Source organism: Paractinoplanes polyasparticus (assembly GCF_019710575.1).
Taxonomy (GTDB): domain Bacteria; phylum Actinomycetota; class Actinomycetes; order Mycobacteriales; family Micromonosporaceae; genus Actinoplanes; species Actinoplanes polyasparticus.
Map to the genome: position 1 here is coordinate 63,734 of NZ_JAHWFK010000013.1, position 21,446 is coordinate 85,179.

The following is a 21,446-nucleotide window of genomic DNA, read 5'->3' on the forward strand; positions in this document are numbered from 1 at the left end:
TCAGACTACGACGACGTGGTCCCGCTGCCTCTCCCACTCCAGGAAGCGCTCGGTTTCGGCCAGCACCGCGCCGGCCAGCCAGGCGACCATCACAGCGTCGTCGGCCAGACCGAACACAAACAGGAACATCTCGGGGACGACGTCGATCGGGGACAGCACGTACGCCGTGGCCGCTGCCATCATGGCCAGCCGCATCCCGCCGTCGTACTGGCCCTTGGTGGTCGCCTTCATCATGCGCGGGATGGCCGCGATGCGGGTGGAGATGGACGGGCCCCCGCGCGCCCCAGCCATCAGGGCCTTGGCGAGCGTGGTGAATGCCGCCGTCCGTTTCAGGGTCTTCGCCATGCTGTTCTCCTTCCGGTCATACCAGCATGACTTGTGCCCGCCATGATTGCTTGTCGCAGCCGCGCGATAGCCTCGAATTCCCCACTGTTAACCGATCTTCACCGAGCGCGAGCGACAGCGAGGGAGCCCGTGAGCACCATTCAGATCTCCGCGGAGGACTGGCGCCGGATCAAACTGGCCGGTCAGATCCTCGCCGGCGTGACGGGCACGCTGGCCACGGTGACCGCCGTGTCGGCCGGCGTGCTGCTGCGCCAGGCCGCAGACGCTCGCCGGATCATCCCGATGGCCGAGGCGCCGCCTCCGCGCGGTGACGGCCTGTACGGCGGGAAGTTCGGCGGCAAGGCGATCAGCATGGTCATCCTGGGCGACTCGACCGCCGCCGGCTACGGCGTTCACCGGCCCCGCGAGACGCCGGGCGCGCTGCTGGCCACCGGCGTGTCCCGCCGCCTGCACCGGCCGGTGCGCCTGCACCGCCTGGCCGTTGTCGGGTCGATGTCGTCCGGCCTGCCCTATCAGGTGGACGCGGCCCTGGAGCACGCGCCCGACGTGGCGATCATCCTGATCGGCGGCAACGACGTCACCCACGCCTCGGGCCGCGACTCGGCCGTGCACCATCTGGGCGACGCGGTGCGCCGGCTGCGCGAGGCCGGCTGCAAGGTGGTCGTCGGCACCTGTCCCGACATCGGCGCGATCCAGCCGATCAAGCGGCCGCTGCGCTGGCTGGCCCGCAAGTGGAGCCGCGACCTGGCGGCCGCGCAGACGATCGCGGTGGTAGAGGCGGGCGGCCGTACGGTGTCGATCGGTGGCCTGCTCGGGCCGATGTTCGAGGCCGACCCCGTACGCATGTTCAGCTCCGACCGTTTCCACCCCTCGGCCGAGGGGTATGCCCGGGCCGCCGCCGTCGTGCTGCCGACCCTGATGGCCGCCCTCGGCGAGGACGACCGCACGGTTCTGACCGGCGGTGAAGGGGTACGAAGTCTGGAAGAAGCCGCACAGGAAGCGGTCCAGGCGCCGGGCACCGAGGTCAGTGCGGCCGGGCGCTGGGCGGTGCTGCGCCGACACCCGTGGTTCGGCGAGCCGCGCACGTGGTTCGGCCACCGCGCGACGGCGACCCCCGGGGCAGAGGGGCAGTCCGTTCCCGGCGGCCGCTCGGCGTCCAGCGCCGTAGGGTGGACACCAGAGGATCATCAGCATGCTTCGTGACGTAGGTGCGGTGCTTCGCAGCGCGGCTCCGTAAGGCAGGGCAGTGCTTCGCAGCGCGGCTCCGTAAGGCAGGGCAGTGCTTCGCAGCGCGGCTTCATAACGCAGGGAGGCGAGTGGGATGGCGGGTCTGAACGCACGGATCGGCAAAGCGGCGGCCACCGGTCTGCTCGCCGGCACGGTGGGCGGCGCGGCCCTGCTGGTCGGCGAGATCCTCGCGGCCAAGGCCCGGCGCTACGCGAAGCCCACCATGGGCCTGGCCCTGCGCACGTCGATGGGCCGGGTCTCGGCCCCTCCCCTGCGTCTGGTGCTGCTGGGCGACTCGGCCGCGATCGGCGTCGGGGTCGAGTGGCTGAGCGAGACGGTCGGCGGCCACCTGGCCCGGCTGCTGGCCGAGGGCAGCGCCGAGGTCGGTGAGCGGCACGTGCTGCTCTCCAGCGTGGGCGTGGCCGGTTCCCGCTCGTCCGACCTGGCCACCCAGGTGGCGCGGGCGCTGCTCGGCGAGCGCCCCGACGTCGCGGTCGTGCTGATCGGCGCGCACGACGCCACCAGCCTGCGCAGCCCGGAGGAATCGGCGGCCCAGCTGGGAACGGCCGTGCGCCGCTTGCGCGAGGCGGGCGTACGCGTGGTCGTCGGCACCTGCCCCGACCTGGGCGCCCTGCGGGCGATCGCCCCACCGCTGCGCCAGATCGCCGGCGTGCTCGGCCGCCGCATGGCGAAGGCACAGGTCAAGGCGGTCACGGCCGCCGGCGGCGCGGTCGTCGAGCTCGGCGACGAGACGGGCGCCGTGTTCCGGGCCGACGCAGGCACGCTCTGCTACGACGGCTTCCACCCGTCGGCTGACGGCTACCGGGTGTGGGCGCACGCCCTGTACCCGGCGGTGGTCAAAGCCGCGATGACCCCGGCCGGCTGAGACAACAAGGCTGCCCGCTTCCGCCAACGCTTGCGGAGCAGCAGCCCAACGCCTTGACGACGAGACGAACCGTCTCGTCTCGTCTCGGCTCTCACGCGAGACAAGACGTCTCGTTCCGCGCGGCGGCCGAGTGGCGAATGCCCCTTTGCCAGCCCAGGGAACGCAGGCAGTGGTGGGTGCGTAGTCGACCATGACGCGTGTGTGACGAAGTTGTACTTCCGGCTAAGTTACCGGCCAGTTAAATTAGGCAGATGCCGGAAGCTGTCATCGTCGCCACCGCCCGATCCCCCATCGGCCGTGCAGCCAAGGGATCCCTGCGGGACCTGCGTCCCGACGACCTTGCCACCACCATCATCGACGCCGCCCTCAGCAAGGTGCCGCAGCTCGACCGCACGCTGATCGAGGATCTCTACCTCGGCTGCGGGCTGCCCGGCGGTGAACAGGGCTTCAACATGGCCCGCGTCGTCGCCACCCAGCTCGGGCTGGACGGCCTGCCGGGCGCGACCGTCACCCGCTACTGCTCGTCCTCGCTGCAGACCACCCGGATGGCCTTCCACGCGATCAAGGCCGGTGAGGGCGACATCTTCCTCTCGGCCGGCGTCGAGACCGTCTCCCGGTATGCCCGGGGCAGCTCCGACGGACTGCCCTCCGAGGCGCAGGCGCTGGTCGGCGGCGGCTGGGAGAACCCGAAGTACGACGAGGCCCGGGCCCGCACCGCGAAGTTCGCCGAGGGCGGCCAGACCTGGCACGACCCCCGCGACGACGACACGCTGCCCGACGTCTACATCGCGATGGGCCAGACCGCCGAGAACCTCGCCGAGATCAAGGGCGTCAGCCGGCAGGAGATGGACGAGTTCGGCGTACGCAGTCAGAACCTCGCCGAGAAGGCCATCGCCAACGGCTTCTGGGCGCGCGAGATCACCCCGGTGACGCTGCCCGACGGCACGGTCGTGTCGCAGGACGACGGCCCCCGCCCCGGCGTCACGCTGGAGGCGGTGTCGCAGCTCAAGCCCGTGTTCCGCCCGGACGGCCGAGTCACCGCCGGCAACTGCTGCCCGCTCAACGACGGCGCCGCGGCCGTGGTCATCATGAGCGACACGAAGGCGCGCGAGCTGGGCATCACCCCGCTGGCCCGGATCGTGTCGACCGGCGTCACCGCGCTCAGCCCCGAGATCATGGGCCTGGGCCCGGTCGAGGCCTCGAAGCAGGCGCTCAAGCGGGCCGGCATGAGCATCGGCGACATCGACCTGGTCGAGATCAACGAGGCCTTCGCGGCGCAGGTCATCCCCTCGTACCAGGAGCTGGGCATCCCGATCGAGAAGCTGAACGTGAACGGCGGCGCGATCGCCATCGGCCACCCGTTCGGCTCGACCGGCGCCCGCATGACCGGCACGCTGCTCAACTCGCTCGACTGGCACGACAAGAGCATCGGCCTCGAGACGATGTGCGTCGGCGGCGGTCAGGGCATGGCGCTGATCATCGAGCGCCTGAGCTAGCCCCCGCAAGCTTCCGCCGGGTCCGGTCTGCCACGAGCGGCCGGGCTCGGCGGAGTCATTTCCGCGAGACGAGACGGCTCGTCTCGCGGGTGCTGGGAGGCGGCGATCACTTGCGGTCGAGGGTGCGGCGTAGATCGTCGACGGCCGCGGTCGCCTCGTCGAGCACTGTGGCGGAGGGGTCGGCTGCGAGCAGGTCGTCGGCCATCACCCGCAGCTGGTCGGGCAGGATCATGTCGTGCTCGCGGGGCACGGGCCTGCGCGGCCGGCCCTCGGCGTCAGCTCCGAGGTCGGCCAGCACTTGTACCAGGGCGTAGGCGCGGTCACCCCGATCGTCAGCCCGCCAGCGCGGTTGCTCCCAGAAACGGACCTGGTTGAGCAGCCGGTCGATCGACGTCGCGAAATCGGTCACGGCCCCAGCGTAAAGAAGCGCGGCCGGGGCGATGGAAGGGCGCCTTGCGTGAATGTTGCGCGCGAGATGCCGCCCGGAAAGGGTGCCTGATTCACCAGCACGACGGCTCAGCGTGCGACGACAGCTGGGTGCAAGGAGTCGGCACGCAACGGCTCCGGCAAGGACTCCGCGCGCAAGGATTCGGCGCGCAGGGGCGACGCCGTGACGAAAAGCGCCCGGCCCGTCATAGGACGGCCGGGCGCTTTGTCAGGCGGAGTGCGGCTAGTCGTCGCCGCCCTGCAGGAAGCTCAGCAGGCGCAGGATCTCGATGTAGAGCCAGACCAGGCTGACCAGGATGCCGAAGGCGGCCACCCAGGAGTAGCGCTGGGGCAGGCCCATGCGGACGCCCTCTTCGACCTCGTTGAAGCTGAGGATGAAGCTGAGCGCGGCCACCACGATGCAGATGATGCTGAAGAGGTAGCCGAGCGGGCCGTTGTCGCGCAGGCCCGTGTTGAAGCCGAAGAGCGACAGCACCAGGTTGATCAGGATGACCGCGAAGAGGCCGCCCATCACGATGATCATGCCGCGCTGGAACTTCGGCGTGGCCCGGATGACCTTGGCCTTGTAGAGGAAGGCTGTCAGGAAGAAGACGCCGAAGGTGGCGACCACCGCCTGCAGCACGACGCCCTGGTAGCCGGCGATCGAGGCGAAGACCTTGGAGGCCATGCCCACGAAGACGCCCTCGACCACCGCGTAGGCCACGATGAGCGCGGGGTTCGCGATCCGCATGAACGAGATGACCAGGCCCAGGACCAGACCGATCACCGCGGCGCCGATCCAGGCGACGGTGGTCGACGACGCCGGAATCACGTTCCAGGCGACGACGGCCGAGACGCCGGTGATGCCGAGCAGGGTGACCGTCTTGACGACGACGTCGTCGACCGTCATGGGCCGGACGGCGGGCGGAGCGGCGGGGTAATCCGACGCGCCGGGATACGGCTGACCGTAACCCGGGGCGGCACCGGCGGGGCCTTGCACCCCGTACCCGGCCGTACGCTCCCGCTCGGCCGCCTGGCCTAGGCGCGAGAGCACCGGGTTGGAAGTCTTCACTGTGTCCAGCCTCCCTTTGAGGTTGAGGCACGTTTGGCGTGCTCTACCAGCGTACGGCGTGCGGCTGATCAGGAAAGCCTCGGATAGCTGTGAACAGGCTGAATGTAAGCCCGTCGAACTGAACCGGGGACCACTTCAGGCCCTCTTGCCACACGACCTACCGCACTATATTGACACGTGTCAATATAGTGGCCCCGCCTCCACGCATGCCGCCAGATTGCCCCACTGACGGTTCACCTCGACGGCCCGTCGACCTCGGCGCGCAGCCCGGTGCAGAACACAGTCGACACGGCCGCCGAACGTTTGACGCGTCGACGTCGAGGTCGACTGGAAACCGGCACCCGTCAGCTTGTCCCGCTACGACGACGAGGCTCCCTATTGGGGTGGCTCGACGGCGGCCACGAGAGGATCTGCTGGACGGAGACGCCGCGTATCCTCGGAGCCTTCGGCGGTACGCTCATCACCACCGACTGACAACCACGCGAGGTGGCCGTAATGACCGGTCCGCGTCGCCGGTCAAATCACCGGCGACGGCTGATGTCCGTCGGCGTCGTTACGGCCGCCGTCGCTGTGCCCTCTGCTGTCGTGGCATGGTCGCCCTGGTCGACCACGCTGCCGGTGATCGATGGCGGATACTCGTGGTGTCCCGGAATACCGGAGTCACCGACCGCGACACCCGCCGCCGGACCTCTGGTTCCGGATGAGCGGTACCTCAGCGTGCAGCTGTGTCCCGGCGCCACGTCACCCTCGGGCGAACGCACCGCGATCCGTACGATCAGCAGCCGCACGTCGGCCGAGATCGTGGCCCGCCTCAACGACCTTCCCAGCGAGCCGCCCGCGGCCGACTGTTCCGCCCGGCCCGCCGGCGGAAGTGTCGCCTTGGTTCTGAAGGGCGAGAACCCACCGGTGGTGGTGCACCTGGACACCGGCCCGTGCGGATCCGTCCGACGCGACGGCGTCGTCCGTTACGGCGCCGGCGAACTGCATCGGTACGCCGCCGCACTGCTCGAGAGCAACGGCGGATAGCGACTGCTCAGGGTGCCCGGGGCGGGTCTCGAACCCGCACGCCTGCGTGAGGCAGCCGCTTTTAAGGCGGCCGTGTCTGCCGTTCCACCACCCGGGCGGGCCTGGGGGCGCTACCGTGCGGCAGCGCTCCCAGGACACCTTATAAGTCCGGAGGGCAGGACGGGGTACCGCCTCAGCGGGACCCGGCGCCCACCTTGTCGCGGCCGGGCTGGGCCGGAACCGGCGGGGTCACCTCGGTGAACTCCTCACGCGGGGCGTGCAGCTGGTTGAGGGCCACCGTCTCGCGCTTGAACAGCATGGCGAGCGTCCAGTCGGCGACCACCCGGGCCTTGCGGTGGAAGGACGGGATGTGGCTCACGTGGTACGAGCGGTGCATGAACCACGCGGGCCAGCCCTTGACCTTGATGCCGTAGACGTGCGCGACACCCTTGCCGAGGCCGAGGCCGGCGACGCTGCCGATGTACTTGTGCTTGTACTCCTTGGGCTCGCCGCCGAGGACGACCTGCCGGATGTTGTCGGCGAGCACCTTGGCCTGCCGCACGGCGTGCTGAGCGCTCGGCGAGCACCAGCCGCCGGGGTTGGTGAGGTCGGGCACCTGGGCGCTGTCGCCGGCGCTCCACGCGCCCTCGAGCACGTTGCCGTCGCTGTCGGCCACCTGCAGGGTGGGCAGGCAGTTGACGTGTCCCTTGGGGCCGCGGGGCAGGTCGGTGTGGTCGAGCATCGGCGACGGCTTCACGCCGGCCGTCCAGACCAGGGTCTCGGCCCGGAACTCGTCGCCGTCGGAGAGCACGATCTCGCCGTCGACGCAGGATTCGAGCCGGGTGTCCAGGCGCAGCGAGATGCCGCGCTTGTCGAGCTGGCGGGCCGCGTACGCGCCCATCTTGGGGCCGACCTCGGGCAGGATCCGGTTGGTCGCCTCGACCAGGATGAACTTCAGCTCGCCCTTGTCGAGTTCCGGGTAGTACTGCATGGCGTCGCGGACGACGTCCTCCATCTCGGCCAGCGCCTCGATGCCGGCGAAGCCGCCGCCGACGAAGACGAAGGTCAAGGCGGCCTTGCGGACCTCGGGGTCGGGCGTGACGGCCGCGACGTCGAGCTGGTCGAGGATGTGGTTACGCAGATAGATGGCCTCACCGATGGTCTTGAGACCGATGCCGCGCTCGCTCAGGCCGGGGATCGGCAGCGTACGCGAAACCGAGCCCGGGGCCACGATGATGTGGTCGTAGCTCATCTCGGTGGCCGGGCCCTCGATGGGCTGGATGGTCACCGTCTTGCGTGCGTGCTCCACCTTGGTGACCTCACCGGCCACCACGCGACACTTCTTGAGCTCGCGGCGGAGCGGCACGACGCTGTGCCGCGGGGAGATGTTGCCGGCCGCCGCCTCGGGGAGGAACGGCTGGTACGTCATGTGCGGCTGCGGGTCGATGACTACGACCTCGGCCCGGCGCCGGTTGAGCTTCTTCGACAGGCGCAGGGCGGCGTATAGACCGACGTGCCCTGCACCGACGACGACGATGCGCTGCGGATTCACCCTCGCATTGTCGCGCGTTCCGGGGTCCCCGCGCCTCCTGGTGTGATATACGCCAAAGCCCTTTGTCAAGTGCTATGACACACAAATTACCGGGATATTTCACGGCCTATGAATGAGGCGTGCTATCAGGAGCGTGGCGGCCGCGGCCCCGGCCAGCCCGGCCACGGTGGCGATCAGGAACGGACTGCCCACCAGCTCGGCGCTGAGTGCCAGAACGAGCACGGTGAGCACGGCCGAGATCAGGATCACGGCCAGCGCCCGGGCCACCCAGAGCCCCGGCACGTCGATGTTGACCACCGAGTCGTACGGCAGAACCGCCGCGAGAGCCGTGAGCGAATGCCCCAGATAGAGCGCCGCGGCGATGGCCAGCACCCGCCACAACACGACCGGCGAGTCCCGGAAGGTGGTGTCGAGCACCCACCCGGTGATCACCGTCAGGGCGGCGAAGGTGGCGCCGCGCCCCCGCGGAGCGAACGCCGGATAGAGGGCGACCGCCACCAGCGGCACCGAGTACTGCGTGGCGAACAGCTCGAACGGCCAGGCCACCGACATCGCCACCACTCCGCACAGGCCGATGGCGCAGCGCACCAGGAACGGCAGCACGGTGGCCCGGGACAAGGCACGGCGCGCGCTCCCGGCCCGGCGGGTGATCATCGCGAGCATCAACGCCCCCGAGGGGCCGAGGCGAGCCGGGACACGTCGCGCAGCACCAGGTCGAGGCTGCCCGCGCCGGCCCAGTCGACGACCGGGACGCCGTGTTCGCGCAGTCGGCCCAGCACGTTGCCCCGCTCGAGGTGCCACAGCCGGGTGGCCACCGGCGTCCACGGGCCGCGCACCTCGGGCGCCGCACCCACCGGCAGCGTGTCGACGGCGACCACGTAGCGGCCGAACTGGGCCAGCGAGGCCAGCATGTCGGCCGAGCGCGGGTCGATCAGCGGGGTGAGCACCATGACCAGCGCGTCGGACGACACGTGATGGGCGCCGAAGTCGTGCTCGTGCTCGATCGGGTCGGCCCGCACGTCGAGCAGCCACTCGAGCACCGTCAGGTATTGGCGGCGCCCGGTGGCGGGGCGCAGGCGGCGGGCCGAGGCGCCGAACTCGAGCAGCGAGACCCGGTCGCCGCGCTGCAAATAGTGCTCGGCGATCGCGGCCGCGGCCCGGACGGTGGTGTCGAGCACCGAGGCGCTGCCGCCGATCCCGCCCGAGAGGCCCACCTCGCCCAGCACGTCGAGCAGCAGCACCACCTCGGCGTCGCGGTCGGACAGCGTCGAGGCGACGTGCAGGTCACGCGTACGCAGGGAGACCCGCCAGTCGATGCGGCGCAGCCGGTCGCCGGGGGCGAAGGGGCGCACGCCCGCGAGCTCGCCGCCCTCTCCCATGCGCCGGGATCGGTGCGCGCCGACCAGGCCCGCGGCGGCCGGCATGGCCTCGATCGCGTTGAACGGGTCGGTGACCGGATAGACCCGCACGCCGTGGGCCGGGGTGAGCACCGGACGGCAGGCGAGCAGGCCGCCGCAGGCGGCGACCCGGGCCGCGGCCGGGCCGACGTCCTGCCGGCCCCAGCGCAGCGCGTCGCCGGCCAGGTCGACCGCGGCCCACCCGTCGGCCGCCACGGCCAGGGCGAAGGGCCGGTCGGCGTGCTCCAGCTTCAGCCAGCGCGACGTGCGGGTGCGCACGACCACCAGGTCGTACGGGATGCGGTCGGGGTTGGTGACGGTCACCGAGGCGCTGACCTGGCCGCCCTCGACGAGCAGCTCCTCGTCGGCGTCGATGGTGAGCTCGGGGGTGGCCCTGGGCATCCGGCGCAGGTGGATGGCCGCGCCGATCGCGAACGGCGCGGCCAGCAGCACCAGATCGACCCGGCCCAGCGCGACGCCGAGCACCAGCAGCAGGCCGGTGAGCAGCACAGCGCGGCCCAGCGCGCGGGTCGGCGCCCAGGCCGGGCCGTTGCCGGTCTCGGCCGACGCGGCCGGCGGCACGGCTCGGCGCAGCAGCGGCTCGGGCACGGTCACGCCGTGGTGTGGCCGGACGCGTACGTGGGCAGGGCGCCGCTGGCCGGCGCCGGAGTGGCCTGGAGAACCTCGTCGACCACGAAGGACGGGTCGACGCGGCGCAGCCACATCTCGGGGCGCAGCGTGATGCGGTGGGCCAGCGCGTTTCCGGCCACGTCCTTCACGTCCTCGGGGACCACGAAATCGCGCCCGGCCATCGCGGCCCGCGCCCGGGACAGCAGCAGCAGGGCGAGCGAGCCGCGCGGCGACGAGCCGACCAGCACCGAGGGGTGCTCGCGGGTGGCCGCGGTGAGCGACACGATGTAGCGGCCGATCGAGTCCTCCACGGTGACCTCCTCGAGCGCGGCCTGCATCGACTGCAGCGTGCGCGCGTCGACCACCGGCGTCAGGAAACTTTCTTCCTGGCGACGATTCATGCGGCGCTGCAGGACCTCCCACTCCTCCTCGGCGGTCGGGTAGCCGAAGGACACCCGGAGCATGAACCGGTCGAGCTGGGCCTCGGGCAGCGGGTACGTGCCCTCGTACTCGATGGGGTTGGCCGTGGCGAGAACGTGGAACGGCGGGTCGAGGCGGTAGGTGACGCCCTCGACCGAGACCTGCTTCTCCTGCATGGCCTCGAGCAGCGCGGACTGGGTCTTGGGCGGCGTCCGGTTGATCTCGTCGGCCAGCAGCATGTTGGTGAAGACCGGACCGGCCCGGAAGGCGAAGTCGCCCTTGCGCTGGTCGTACAGGAACGAGCCGGTCACGTCGGCCGGCAGCAGGTCGGGCGTGAACTGCAGGCGGCGGAAGTCGAGACCGAGCGCCTGCGCGAACGAGCGGGCGGTCAGCGTCTTGCCCAGGCCGGGCAGGTCTTCCAGCAGCACGTGGCCGCCGGCGAGGATGCCGGCCAGCACCAGCTCGAGCGAGTCGCGCTTGCCGACCACGACGCTGCCCACCGAATCGAGCACCGCGCCGGCCAGCCGGCCCACCTCGTACGGGGGAAGGGCCTGCACGCCTGACTCCGTCACCATGGCACCTTTCATAGTCGTTCCAGGACGTCCACGTAGGACTCCAGGTCGCGCGCCCGCAGCCGGGGGCGGCCCCAGTCGTGCAGCGCGGCCCAGAGCGGGTCACCGAGCAGCTCACGGGCCCGCCGCGGGTCGGAATGGCGGGTGATGCCGTGTTGCAGCCGCAGCCGTTCGTCGGCGAGCTCGGCCAGCACCGGCAGAACGGTACGCGCATACGATTCGTCGTCGGCCTGCGCCCGCTCGAGACTGCGCTCCCACCGGCGCACGGCGGCGCGCATCGAATCGGTGCCGGCTGTCCCGTCGGAGCTGCCGCCCCGCACGGAGCGCCGGGGCGTGGGCGGCGGGCGGACCTCGGCCACGGCCAGCAGCACCAGCCGCAGCCCGGCCAGCGCGGCCACCACGAACAGGATCGAGATCTGGGTGTCGGCCGCACGCAGCACCGCCACCACGACCGCGGTGGCCAGGCCGATCAGCAGCACGTTGCGCAGCACCCAGCCCACCCACGAGCGCTCGCGCGGCGGCGGGGCGGGCTCGTCGGCGACCGGGATCTCCTCCCGCTGGCCGCCGAAGAGATCGTCGAGGCCACCGCCGCTCACGCGCTGACCCCCGCGCCGAGGTCGGCCCGCAGCCGTTCGAGGGCCGAGCGGGCCTGGCTGCGCATCTGGTCGTCGACCGTGTGCGTGGCGTAGCGGGCCTGGCGGTAGACCTCGAGCAGGGCGGCCAGCACCCGGGCGTCGACCTGTTGCTCGCGCAGCAGGCGGCCGACCAGGTCGGTCGGGCTGTCGCCGGGGTGACGCGGCGTGCCGGCGGCCGCAGCGGCCTGTTCCAGGCGGACCCAGCAGGCGATCACGGCGCGGCGCGGGTCGCGGTCGGTGTCGGAGAGCTCTTCCAGGCCGGCGTCGAGCGCGGCGACCAGTTCCTCGGCCGTGCGGGGCTGGTTGTCGCGGCGCCGGCGGCGGTTGTTCTTGCCGGAGCGCCGGCGGCGGTCGCGCACCAGGGAGTAGAGCAGCAGGCCGACGACGACCAGGACGATCAGGCCGACGACGACCAGGGCCACCTTGTCGATCCAGTCGGGCAGGCCCCGGGCCGGCTCGGGCGGGGGCGGCGGCGATTGGAACGACGGCGTCGCGGTGGGCAGCAGCGGCGCCCGGCCCGCCGGCTCGTCGCGGGCGATCTGGTCGAGCTGGGGTTCGGATCTGGTCGCGGCCAGAGCGGTGGCGCAGAGCAGCACGAGGACGGCGACCAGGGGCCACCACCGCCGCACCACTGCGAGAGCCATCAGTTCGGTCCTAAGTACGAGCCAGCCGCTTCGCTTCGGCGAAGACGTCGTCGAGCATGGCCGGGGTGAGCTTACCGGTGAAGGTGTTCTGCTGGCTGACGTGGAAGCACCCGAGCAGATCGGGCACACCCGGTTGGCTGACGAGCCGCCCGTGGCCGAACTTCGGCCGGGGCACGGGCGGCCTGACGCCGTACACGTGGGTCATCGCCGGCCACCACGCCTGCCAGGCGAAAGCGCCCAGCGCGACCACCACCCGCACGGTCGGGCGGATCAGTTCCAGCTCGCGGTGCAGCCAGGGCGCGCAGGTGTCGCGCTCGGCCGGCAGCGGTTTGTTGTCGGGCGGGGCGCAGCGGACGGCGGCGAAGATGCGCAGATTGGTCAGCGCGAGACCGTCGTCGGCCGACACGCTGGTGGGCTGGTTGACCAGCCCGGCCCGGTGCAGCGCGGCGAACAGCACGTCACCCGAGCGGTCGCCGGTGAAGATGCGGCCGGTGCGGTTACCGCCGTGCGCGGCCGGGGCCAGCCCGAGGATGGCGATCTCGGCGTCACCCGGGCCGAAGCCGGGGACCGGGCGGCCCCAGTAGTGCTGGTCGCGGAAGGCGGCCCGCTTGGTGAGCGCGACCTCCTCACGCCAGGCGACCAGGCGCGGACAGGCGAAACAGTCCGCGATCCCGGCGTCCAGCACGCTGAGCGACGCTGCGGCGGCCGCCGCAGCGGAGACCTCTTCGGGCGTACGCGAAATTCCCACCCCGACAGCAAAACACCCCGGCCGGGGTCGTCAGGCCTGGGGCCGCAGGCAGAGCACGTAGCCGTCGCCCGCGCTGTTGGCGAACACGTAGAACACTTCCTCCGCCTTGAAGAACTTGTCGCAGGCCTTGCTCTGGGTCGACCCCTCGCCGTCGACCCGGGCGACCACGGTGAACTTGGCGTCGGCCGAGGCGCAGTCGACGACCTCGGCGCCGGTCTCGGTGGTGCCCTGGTCCTTCACGTCCTGGTCGGAGGCGATGCAGTCGCCCGCCTTGGCGTCGCTCGCGTCGTCCCCGCCGAGCAGCAGCGACGACAGCGAATAGACGCCGAGCGCCACGATGATCGCGACGACCACCGCCACGATCACCCGTCCGGCGCCGCCCTTCTTCGGCGGCGCCTCGGGCCGGACGTCGGTGGCGAGCGGGAAGCCGGGGTGGTCAACCGGGTTGGTCACAGTTGTTCCTCTCGAGTGCCGGCCGGAGGGGGTGGGGCCGGTCGCCGGGGGAACAGTAACGACCCTGTCTGCGCCTACTTCGAGGGGGACGCGCTCGTGGGTGTGGGGATGGGAGCGGCCGAGGGCTCGTCCGGGGCCGGGCGCTCGTCCGGAGTCTCGGTAGCCGTCGGCTCCGGCCGGGCCGAAGCGAAGGGCGCCGCGTCCGGGCAGTACGGGTAGCCCATGCTGCGTGTGTGGTCGACCTCGCCGGTGTCCGGATCGGTGCAGTAGGCGTTGCCGATGGTGATCGGCTGGCCGTCCTGGTCGAACAGGCGCGCGCCCGGCACCGGGCGGCCCTGGTTGTCGTACACGAAAACGTCCTGGATGTAGTCGTACGGGTTACCGCCGCTGGAATAGCCGACGTCGTTGTAACCGGTGTCGCGCACGTCGCTGTCGGCGCTGAAGAAGCCGCCGATCGCGAAGAACACCAGCACCGTCGTGCCGCCGTAGAGCGCGAGCCGCTTCCAGCCGGCCAGCTCGAAGCGGCGCCGTCCGACCGCGATCGACACGACGATGCAGCCCGCCAGCAGCACCAGCGCGACCAGTGTGCTGTTGCCGATGCGGGGCAGCAGGCCGACCTGGGTCGACTGGCCGTCCACGAAGTAGGCCAGGGCCATCGCGGCCAGGTAACCGCGCAGCACCCACCAGGCGGGTCGCAGCAGCTGAAGGAAGTCGCTCGCCTTGGGGTAGCCGAGCACGGGGCCGATCCGGACGTCGGCACTGCCGAGCACCCGCATCACGTCGGCCCGGGCCGCGAGAAGGGGGTCGAACCGGCGCTTGGGCGGGTCGGGGAAGCCACCGACGAAGGCGGCCGCGGTGGCGCGCAACTCGGCCGCGTACGCCTCGGGGGTGCCCAGCCGGTCGGTCAGGGTGACCGTGTCCTCGGCGCGGATCTCGGCCAGGTGCTCGGGCAGATCTTCGAGCAGCTCGGCCCGGGTGGCCTCGGGCAGGTCGGCCAGCGCCGCGCGGACCCGCTCGACGTACTCGGTTATCTCGTCCTGTGCCGTGGAGTTCACGCCGTCTCCCGCTCGCGAAGCAGATCGTCCATGGTGGATGCGAAGCCCTGCCACACTTTGCCCGACCGCTGCAACTCGGCGTGGCCGGCGGCGTTGAGGCCGTAGTACTTGCGGTGGGGGCCCTCGTCGCTGGGTACCACATAGGTGTTCAGGAAGCCGCCGGCGAACAGGCGACGCAGGGTGCCGTAGACCGAGGCGTCGCCGACCTCGTCGAGACCGGCGGCCCGCAGGCGGCGGAGGATGTCGTAGCCGTAGCCGTCACCGTCGCGCAGGGCGGCGAGCACGGCCAGGTCCAGGACACCCTTGAGTAGCTGAGTGGTATCCACGCGATGGACAGTACTTCGCAATGCGAAATACCGTCAAGAGCGCAGTACCGCCGGCCTTGTGCCGAACAGGCGTCAGGCGAGGCTGTGACAGATGCCGTCGAGGATGTCGTGCTCCGAGGCGACGACCTCGTCGTGGCCCGAGCGCTCCATGATGGTGCGCAGGATCAGGGCGCCGGCCCCGATCACGTCGGCCCGGCCCGGGTGCATCACCGGCAACGCACGCCGCTGCTCGACGGTCATGGCCAGCAGCTCGGCGGTCACCCGGGACACGTCGGCCCGGCTCACCGCGCTGTGGTGGATGCGCGTGGAGTCGTACGCGGGCAGGTCAAGAGCCAGAGCGGCGACAGTGGTGACCGAGCCGGCCAGCCCGACCAGCGTTCTGGCGTCGCGGCCGGGAACGGCGGTCAGGGCGATGTCGACCGCGGCCGTGATGTCGCGCTCCGCATTGTGGATCTCGGCCGCGCTGGGCGGGTCGCTGTGGAGGTGCCGCTCGGTCATCCGCACGCAGCCGATGTCCATCGAGATGGCGTGGTCGACCTCGGCCGCGCCGGTGACGAACTCGGTCGAGCCGCCGCCGATGTCGACCACCAGGTAGGGACGCTCGGCGGTGAGGCCGGCGACGGCGCCCGTGAAGGAGAGCCTCGCCTCCTCGTCGCCGCTGATCACCTCGGGGTCGATGCCGAGCACACCGCGAACCATGTCGCGGAACTCCTGCGCGTTCTCGGCGTCCCGCGACGCCGAGGTGGCACACATCCGCACCCGGGTCACGCCCAGTTCCGCGATCTCGGCGGCATAACCGAGCAGAGCTTTTCTCGTACGCGCCATCGCGCCCTCGGAGAGGCGGCCCGTACGGTCCACGCCCTCCCCCAGGCGCACGATCTCCATGCGCCGCGCCACGTCGGTCAGACCGCCGTCATTGCTGTCGGCGATGAGCAGGCGGATCGAGTTGGTGCCGCAGTCGATCCCGGCGACTCTCATAGGTGCAGCAGCATTCGAGTGTTCCCCAGGGTGTTGGGCTTGACCCGTTCCAGGTCGAGGAATTCGGCCACACCCTCGTCGTACGAGCGCAGCAGTTGCTCGTAGACCGTGTGCGGCACGGGGGCGCCGTCGATCTCGGTGAACCCGAACGAGCCGAAGAACCGGGTCTCGAACGTCAGGCAGAAGACCCGGGCCACCCCCAGCTCGCGGGCGACGTCCAACAAGCGCTCGACGATCCGGTGACCGATCTTCTGACCGCGACTGGCCGGGTCGACCGCGACCGTGCGGATCTCGGCCAGGTCTTCCCACATCACGTGCAGGGCGCCACAGCCGAGCACCCGGTCGTGGTCGTCGGTGGCCACCCAGAACTCCTGCACCGACTCGTACAGGGTGACCGTCGCCTTGCTGAGCAGCCGGCGGTCGGCCGTGTACTCGTCGACCAGCGACCGGATCGCCCGGATGTCCGTGGTGCGCGCGCGGCGGATCTCCACTTATTCGGCTCTTCCCACGCAGGGGCCATCGGCCCACCACGGTTCGACCGCGTCGCGGACCTCGTCCCCGAAAGGATTCACGCCCCGGCCCACAGCCAGCGCGTGCCCGAGGTGGACATGCAGACATTTCACTCGATCGGGCATGCCGCCCGCCGCCACGTGGGCGATCTCGGGCACGTCCTCGATCGCCTTGCGCTGGGCCAGGTAGTCCTCGGTGGCCTTCGCGTACTGAGCGGCCAGCTCGGGATCGGTCGACAGGCGCTCCTGCATGTCGCGCATGACGCCGGCCGACTCGAGCCGGCTGCACGCGGCGGTGGCATGCGGGCAGGTCAGATAGAACAGGGTCGGGAAGGGTGTGCCGTCGTCGAGACGCGGCGACGTCTCCACGACGTCGGGGTTGCCGCAGGGGCAGCGGTGCGCGACCGCTCGGGTGCCACGCGGACGGCGACCCAGTTGGACCTCCACGATGTCGAGGTCGGCCTCTGTGGGCTCATCCATGGTTTCTTTCGGTTTTCCGCCGCGGTTAGGCTCAGTGCTCACTGGTTCGGGGACTCCGCGTCGGCGGCTCGGACGCTGCTCCACAGCGTGTCGTACCAGCGGTCGGGTGCGGCCGCCGGCTGTTTCTGACCGGCCTCGGCTGCCGCGCCGACCGGATCGTTGCGCACGACGAGCGGAACCTCGCCCTCACGCACGTAGAAGAGTCTCTCCCGCGCCTGGGCCCGCAGGTATTCCGGGTCTTTCCACTTCTGCAGCTCCTGCGACTTCTGCGCGATGAGCTGCCTCTCCTCGGCTTGCTCGGCCTCGAGCTGGGCGAGTTGCGACTCCTGCGCGAGATAGACCCGCAGCGGGTAGGTGTAGGCGAGCGCCAGCGCGACGAAGACGACGATCAGCACCATCGTGCGGCCGGTGATGGCTCTCGCTCGCGGGGCCGCGGTGCGCTTGGCGGCGCCCCGGCTGCCGGTGACCGTACGCCTGTTCCGGCTGCTCTTCTTGGGCACCGAACCCGTGTTACGCACGGCCCGGGTGCGGACGGCTCCGGTGGTGCGGACACGCGACGAACCGGGGCGGCGGGCCGGGCCCTGACCGCTCGGTGCTCGTCGCTGTGTCACCCTGACCCCTCCGTCATGTGCTGTGGCGCCCGCTCGAAACCTATGCCCGTTTCGGCGGACGCCACAACTCCATGATTAGCGGGCGTTCGTCACGCCGTGCGGTAACGCGGGAAAGCGCCCGCACCGGCGTACCGGGCCGCGCTCTCCAGCTGCTCCTCGATGCGCAGGAGCTGGTTGTACTTCGCGACCCGGTCGGACCGGGCCGGGGCGCCGGTCTTGATCTGGCCGCTGCCGACCGCGACGGCCAGATCGGCGATCGTGGTGTCCTCGGTCTCGCCGGAACGGTGGCTCATCATCGTCTTGAAGCCGGCCCGGTGGGCCAGGTCGACGGCGTCGAGCGTCTCGGTCAGCGAGCCGATCTGGTTCACCTTGACCAGCACGGCGTTGGCCGCGTTCTCGGCGATGCCCCGGCCGATGCGAGTCGGGTTGGTGACGAACAGGTCGTCGCCCACGATCTGAATCTTGTTGCCGAGCTCGGCCGTCATCGCGCTCCAGCCGGCCCAGTCCTCCTCGTCGAGCGGGTCCTCGATCGAGACGATCGGGTACTCGGCGGCGAGCTTGGCGTAGTAGGCGATCATCTCGTCGGTCGACTTCGGGCTGCCCTCGAAGACGTACGCGCCGTCCTTGTGGAACTCGGTCGCCGCCACGTCCATGGCCAGCACGATGTCGCTGCCCAGGGTGAAGCCGGCGGCCTGCACGGCCTCGGCGATCAGGTCGAGGGCCGACGCGTTGGACGGCAGGCTCGGCGCGAAGCCGCCCTCGTCGCCCAGGCCCGTCGAGAGGCCCTTCTTCTTCAGCACCGACTTGAGCGCGTGGTAGACCTCGGCGCCGGTGCGCAGGGCCTCGCGGAAGGTCGGGGCGCCGATCGGCGCGATCATGAACTCCTGCACGTCGACGTTCGAGTCGGCGTGGGCGCCACCGTTGAGGATGTTCATCATCGGCACCGGCAGGACGGCCGCGTTGGGGCCGCCCACGTAGCGGAACAGCGGCAGCTCGGCGGAGAGCGCGGCCGCCTTGGCCACCGCCAGCGAGACGCCGAGGATCGCGTTCGCGCCCAGCTCGCTCTTGTCAGCCGTGCCGTCCAGGTCGAGCATCTTCTGGTCGATCAGGCGCTGCTCGCTCGCCTCGTAGCCGACGAGCTCGTCGGCGATCTTGTCTTCGACGTTCGAGACGGCATTCTCGACGCCCTTGCCCAGGTAGCGGCCCTTGTCGCCGTCACGCAGCTCGATCGCCTCGAAAGCGCCGGTGGAGGCGCCCGACGGTACCGCGGCGCGGCCGACCGTGCCGTCGTCGAGCCCGACCTCGACCTCGACGGTCGGGTTGCCCCGGGAGTCGAGAATCTCGCGGGCGACGATTGCTTCAATGGTGGCCATGTGTCGTGTCGCTCCCTCTGTTAAGGCTGCAGTTCACCGACCGCGACCCTGCGGCCGACCACGACACTGAGCGTATCGACCCGCGATGTCGGTCGTACGCGCGGCCGGTGAACTTCTCCTCAAGCCGGCCCCGTGGCTGCCGATCTCGGAGTCACTATGAGCACACCCATGCTTCCCGCCGACGGCTCGTACATCGAGCTGACCTCGTACGGCGAAACGCTGCCAGATGTGCGAGTCGTGCAGGCCACGGCCGCGATGATCACACTCTCCCTGGCCCTCGACGACCTGCCGGCGGCCGACGCGGAGGTGACGCTGCGCTGGGCGGCGGCGCCGCGCGGCCGGTACGCCGTCGCGGGCAACGTGGCCGCCGTCGACGGGAACCGGGTGCGGGTGACGCTGTCCGGAGAGCCCGCGATCGAGCAGAGCCGCGACTACGTACGCGGGGGTGGCGGCGAGCCGATCGTGCTGATCCTGCCCGGTCAGGCCGCCGCCGAGGGCACGATCCACGACCTCAGCGAGGGCGCGGTGCGAGCACACTTCACCGACGTCGAGGTGGCCGCCGGCGACGACATCACTCTGCGTATGCAGGTGGGCGACGAGATCGTCGAGTTCCCGGCCCGCGCGGTCAAGGTGAACTCGGTGCGGCAGCAGATCCCGCGGCGCGGCCCCCTGATCGTCGAACTGGTGGCGGTCTTCACCACGGCGGACGAGCACCAGGCCCGGATCATCCGGCGATACATCTTCTCGCAGCAGCTGAACGCCCGGGCCGCCGCCCGCGGTAGCTGAACAGGAATCTCGTTTGCTCCGGGTTGCGCCCATGGGCTTAGGTGTCAGGCGTGTCCTCCGTTCCACGCCTGACGCTCGCGGGTCTCGCCGTCCTGAGTACGGCGCTGCTCGGCACGTCCGGCTGCGGTGACCTCGACGAGGCCAGTGCCGCCCCGCTGACCAGGGAAAACCTGATCACCGAGACAGCCGGCCAGCTGGCCGCGGGCGCGGCCCTCAGCTACACCGCGAAATACCAGGTAGCGGGCGGCGAGACGGCAACCGTGAGCCGGGCCCAGAAACCGGCCCGAGCCTCGTACGTCTATCCGGGCGGCCGCCTCATCACGACGACGACGGTCACGATCCGCTGCGCCGGCAATTCCTGTACGTCGACGACGGCCGACCCGGCCGCGGCGGCCGCCCTGGCCGAGGCGCCGCTGGTCTCGCCCGAGGCGGTGCAGGCGATGCTGGCGACGGCCGCCCTCGACCCGGGCGTCCAGACCGACCAGCACGACACGACGATCACCGGCCGCCATGCCACCTGCCTGACCCTGCGCCAGGTGCACGGCACGCCGACCCCGTCGTTCGACCTGTGCGTGACCAACGAGGGCATCCTGGCCAGCTTCGCCGCCACGATCGACGGCGAGCGCATCGACCAGGCCCTGACCGCCTACTCGGAAACCGTCCCACCCGACGCGTTCCTGGTCCCCACGGGCGCCACCCTGGCCGACGAGTCCGCGGACACGAAGTAGCCCGCCGCCCTCTCCGCCTCGCCCGTGAACCTTCTTTCGCCGGCGCGCGACTGGACAGGGTGAGGAGGGGCGCATGAACGAGTTCTCGACGGCGATCGGTGCCGGATGAGTGACGAGCTGATCGTCGTGCGGTGCCAGCTGGGTGAGCGCGACGCCTTCCCCGAGTTGGTCCGGCACTGGCACGGGCGGGTGGAGCGGTACGTCGGGCGGATGCTCGGCCGAGCCGACGACGACGTGGTGCAAGAAGTGTGGCTGGCCGTCGTGAAGGGCCTGCCCCGGCTGCGGCAGCCCGACCGGTTCGGGCCGTGGCTGTTCGCTATCGCCCGGCGGGCCGTGATGAACCGGCTGCGGGACGCCTACGCGAGCCCCGAGCCGTTGCCGGTCGAGGACGGGCCCGACGAGGCCGCAGCCGTCGTAGACCGGGAACTGGTGGCCGGGGCGCTCTCTGCCCTGCCACCCCGGGAGCGGGAAGTGTTGCTGCTGTTCCACCTGGAGGACCTGTCGCTCGACACGTGCGCGCAGATCTGCGCGGTACCGGTCGGCACGGTCAAGTCGCGGCTCAACCGGGGCCGCCGGCTGTTGCGAGAAGAGTTGCTGCGAAAGGGGTACGAGGGATGACGCCGGAAGACCTGCTCGGCCGCCTCGACGCCCAGCTGTCGTTTCGCAGGCGTATCGCGTACGCCGCAGTAGCCTTCGCCGGACTGGCCGGCAGTGCCCTGATCGGAGTTCTGTGGGCGACCGAGCCGCACCTGCCGGCGCGCACCCAGGTGTCGTTCGGGGTGCTGGTGGTCATCGGGGCGGCGTGGGCAATCTTCGGCGGTTGGGCGGTCACGCGCCGGACGCCACTGTTCGCCCGCGACCGGGTGGTCGCCAGCTGGCTCGGACTGGCCGCCTGGATGGTGTTCGCGGTCGGAGCCCTCTTGCTCGCCCCCTCCGTGCCGGGCTGGCTGATCGTCGTCGGGTGCGCGATGGGCGTGACGGCGGCGGCCAATCTGGCCGTAGCGCTGCGGGCCCGGGCCGCCCTGCTGCGTCGCCGGGCCGAACTCGCCGAATGAGCCCAGCAGATACGCCACCACCCGCCGGCGCTCCGTG

General features: G+C 71.0%; 26 protein-coding genes and 1 tRNA gene. 8 read left to right on the plus strand and 19 right to left on the minus strand.

The window, feature by feature from the left end; translation table 11 throughout:
- The gene (locus KXC43_RS15205) at positions 1 to 345 is read right to left on the minus strand and encodes a YkvA family protein (RefSeq protein WP_221376710.1); all 345 of its coding nucleotides are present in this window, start codon (positions 343 to 345) and stop codon (positions 1 to 3) included.
- Between the two features lie 129 nt (positions 346 to 474).
- Here KXC43_RS15205 and KXC43_RS15210 point away from each other — a divergent pair, with 129 nt between their 5' ends.
- The 3 genes from KXC43_RS15210 (at position 475) to KXC43_RS15220 (ending at position 3,954) form a co-directional block, all read left to right on the plus strand.
- Positions 475 to 1,548: an SGNH/GDSL hydrolase family protein gene (locus tag KXC43_RS15210; protein WP_438870893.1), complete on the plus strand. Its 1,074-nt coding sequence runs from the start codon at positions 475 to 477 to the stop codon at positions 1,546 to 1,548.
- A gap of 118 nt (positions 1,549 to 1,666) precedes the next feature.
- Positions 1,667 to 2,458: an SGNH/GDSL hydrolase family protein gene (locus KXC43_RS15215; protein ID WP_221376712.1), complete on the plus strand. Its 792-nt coding sequence runs from the start codon at positions 1,667 to 1,669 to the stop codon at positions 2,456 to 2,458.
- A gap of 251 nt (positions 2,459 to 2,709) precedes the next feature.
- Positions 2,710 to 3,954, plus strand: a complete 1,245-nt coding sequence (locus tag KXC43_RS15220; RefSeq protein ID WP_221376713.1) for an acetyl-CoA C-acetyltransferase — start codon at positions 2,710 to 2,712, stop codon at positions 3,952 to 3,954.
- Positions 3,955 to 4,060: 106 nt separating this feature from the next.
- Here the strand turns inward: KXC43_RS15220 and KXC43_RS15225 are convergent, their stop codons facing one another.
- Positions 4,061 to 4,363, minus strand: a complete 303-nt coding sequence (locus KXC43_RS15225; RefSeq protein WP_308129089.1) for a hypothetical protein — start codon at positions 4,361 to 4,363, stop codon at positions 4,061 to 4,063.
- A gap of 261 nt (positions 4,364 to 4,624) precedes the next feature.
- Positions 4,625 to 5,452 carry a Bax inhibitor-1/YccA family protein gene (locus tag KXC43_RS15230; protein WP_221376714.1) on the minus strand — a complete coding sequence of 276 codons (828 nt, stop codon included), beginning with the start codon at positions 5,450 to 5,452 and terminating at the stop codon, positions 4,625 to 4,627.
- Positions 5,453 to 6,169: 717 nt separating this feature from the next.
- Between KXC43_RS15230 and KXC43_RS15235 the strand changes: the two genes are divergently transcribed.
- Complete coding sequence (locus tag KXC43_RS15235) at positions 6,170 to 6,478, plus strand: hypothetical protein (protein WP_221376715.1); 309 nt, start codon at positions 6,170 to 6,172, stop codon at positions 6,476 to 6,478.
- A 13-nt stretch (positions 6,479 to 6,491) separates the two neighbouring features.
- Here KXC43_RS15235 and KXC43_RS15240 read toward each other — a convergent pair.
- From KXC43_RS15240 to eno, 16 genes are all read right to left on the minus strand, one after another.
- Positions 6,492 to 6,575: transfer RNA gene (locus KXC43_RS15240), tRNA-Leu, on the minus strand.
- 75 nt (positions 6,576 to 6,650) lie between these two features.
- Positions 6,651 to 8,009, minus strand: coding sequence for an NAD(P)/FAD-dependent oxidoreductase (locus KXC43_RS15245; protein WP_221376716.1), 1,359 nt, complete (start codon positions 8,007 to 8,009; stop codon positions 6,651 to 6,653).
- A gap of 99 nt (positions 8,010 to 8,108) precedes the next feature.
- On the minus strand, positions 8,109 to 8,672 hold the full coding sequence (locus KXC43_RS15250; protein WP_221376717.1) for a hypothetical protein: 564 nt from the start codon (positions 8,670 to 8,672) through the stop codon (positions 8,109 to 8,111).
- Entirely contained in the window at positions 8,672 to 9,988 is a 1,317-nt protein-coding gene (locus tag KXC43_RS15255; RefSeq protein WP_221377088.1) for a DUF58 domain-containing protein, read from the minus strand. The genes KXC43_RS15250 and KXC43_RS15255 overlap by 1 nt, the downstream gene beginning before the upstream one ends.
- 29 nt (positions 9,989 to 10,017) lie before the next feature.
- Positions 10,018 to 11,031 (minus strand): AAA family ATPase, encoded by a 1,014-nt coding sequence (locus KXC43_RS15260; protein WP_221376718.1) that lies wholly within the window; start codon positions 11,029 to 11,031, stop codon positions 10,018 to 10,020.
- A gap of 8 nt (positions 11,032 to 11,039) precedes the next feature.
- Positions 11,040 to 11,624 carry a hypothetical protein gene (locus KXC43_RS15265; protein WP_221376719.1) on the minus strand — a complete coding sequence of 195 codons (585 nt, stop codon included), beginning with the start codon at positions 11,622 to 11,624 and terminating at the stop codon, positions 11,040 to 11,042.
- Entirely contained in the window at positions 11,621 to 12,307 is a 687-nt protein-coding gene (locus tag KXC43_RS15270; RefSeq protein WP_221376720.1) for a DUF4129 domain-containing protein, read from the minus strand. The genes KXC43_RS15265 and KXC43_RS15270 overlap by 4 nt, the downstream gene beginning before the upstream one ends.
- A gap of 10 nt (positions 12,308 to 12,317) precedes the next feature.
- On the minus strand, positions 12,318 to 13,049 hold the full coding sequence (locus KXC43_RS15275; RefSeq protein WP_438870899.1) for a uracil-DNA glycosylase: 732 nt from the start codon (positions 13,047 to 13,049) through the stop codon (positions 12,318 to 12,320).
- 36 nt (positions 13,050 to 13,085) lie between these two features.
- Entirely contained in the window at positions 13,086 to 13,508 is a 423-nt protein-coding gene (locus KXC43_RS15280) for an LppU/SCO3897 family protein (RefSeq protein WP_221376722.1), read from the minus strand.
- Between the two features lie 74 nt (positions 13,509 to 13,582).
- Positions 13,583 to 14,563, minus strand: coding sequence for an HAAS signaling domain-containing protein (locus KXC43_RS15285; protein WP_221376723.1), 981 nt, complete (start codon positions 14,561 to 14,563; stop codon positions 13,583 to 13,585).
- Positions 14,560 to 14,889, minus strand: a complete 330-nt coding sequence (locus KXC43_RS15290; RefSeq protein ID WP_221376724.1) for a PadR family transcriptional regulator — start codon at positions 14,887 to 14,889, stop codon at positions 14,560 to 14,562. The genes KXC43_RS15285 and KXC43_RS15290 overlap by 4 nt, the downstream gene beginning before the upstream one ends.
- A gap of 72 nt (positions 14,890 to 14,961) precedes the next feature.
- Positions 14,962 to 15,867 carry a Ppx/GppA phosphatase family protein gene (locus KXC43_RS15295; protein WP_221376725.1) on the minus strand — a complete coding sequence of 302 codons (906 nt, stop codon included), beginning with the start codon at positions 15,865 to 15,867 and terminating at the stop codon, positions 14,962 to 14,964.
- The gene (locus KXC43_RS15300; protein WP_221376726.1) at positions 15,864 to 16,358 is read right to left on the minus strand and encodes an amino-acid N-acetyltransferase; all 495 of its coding nucleotides are present in this window, start codon (positions 16,356 to 16,358) and stop codon (positions 15,864 to 15,866) included. Before KXC43_RS15300 ends, KXC43_RS15295 begins: the two co-directional genes overlap by 4 nt.
- Complete coding sequence (locus KXC43_RS15305) at positions 16,359 to 16,856, minus strand: DUF501 domain-containing protein (RefSeq protein WP_221376727.1); 498 nt, start codon at positions 16,854 to 16,856, stop codon at positions 16,359 to 16,361.
- A gap of 38 nt (positions 16,857 to 16,894) precedes the next feature.
- Complete coding sequence (locus KXC43_RS15310) at positions 16,895 to 17,467, minus strand: FtsB family cell division protein (protein WP_221376728.1); 573 nt, start codon at positions 17,465 to 17,467, stop codon at positions 16,895 to 16,897.
- Positions 17,468 to 17,556: 89 nt separating this feature from the next.
- A complete protein-coding gene (gene eno, locus KXC43_RS15315) occupies positions 17,557 to 18,840 on the minus strand; it encodes a phosphopyruvate hydratase (protein ID WP_221376729.1) in 1,284 nt (427 codons plus the stop codon).
- Positions 18,841 to 18,996: 156 nt separating this feature from the next.
- Between eno and KXC43_RS15320 the strand changes: the two genes are divergently transcribed.
- The 4 genes from KXC43_RS15320 (at position 18,997) to KXC43_RS15335 (ending at position 21,409) form a co-directional block, all read left to right on the plus strand.
- Positions 18,997 to 19,626: a PilZ domain-containing protein gene (locus KXC43_RS15320; protein ID WP_255644122.1), complete on the plus strand. Its 630-nt coding sequence runs from the start codon at positions 18,997 to 18,999 to the stop codon at positions 19,624 to 19,626.
- 50 nt (positions 19,627 to 19,676) lie between these two features.
- Complete coding sequence (locus KXC43_RS15325; protein ID WP_221376730.1) at positions 19,677 to 20,354, plus strand: hypothetical protein; 678 nt, start codon at positions 19,677 to 19,679, stop codon at positions 20,352 to 20,354.
- Between the two features lie 105 nt (positions 20,355 to 20,459).
- Positions 20,460 to 20,972, plus strand: coding sequence for an RNA polymerase sigma factor (locus KXC43_RS15330; RefSeq protein WP_221376731.1), 513 nt, complete (start codon positions 20,460 to 20,462; stop codon positions 20,970 to 20,972).
- On the plus strand, positions 20,969 to 21,409 hold the full coding sequence (locus tag KXC43_RS15335) for a hypothetical protein (protein ID WP_221376732.1): 441 nt from the start codon (positions 20,969 to 20,971) through the stop codon (positions 21,407 to 21,409). Before KXC43_RS15330 ends, KXC43_RS15335 begins: the two co-directional genes overlap by 4 nt.
- The last annotated feature ends 37 nt before the right edge of the window (positions 21,410 to 21,446 follow it).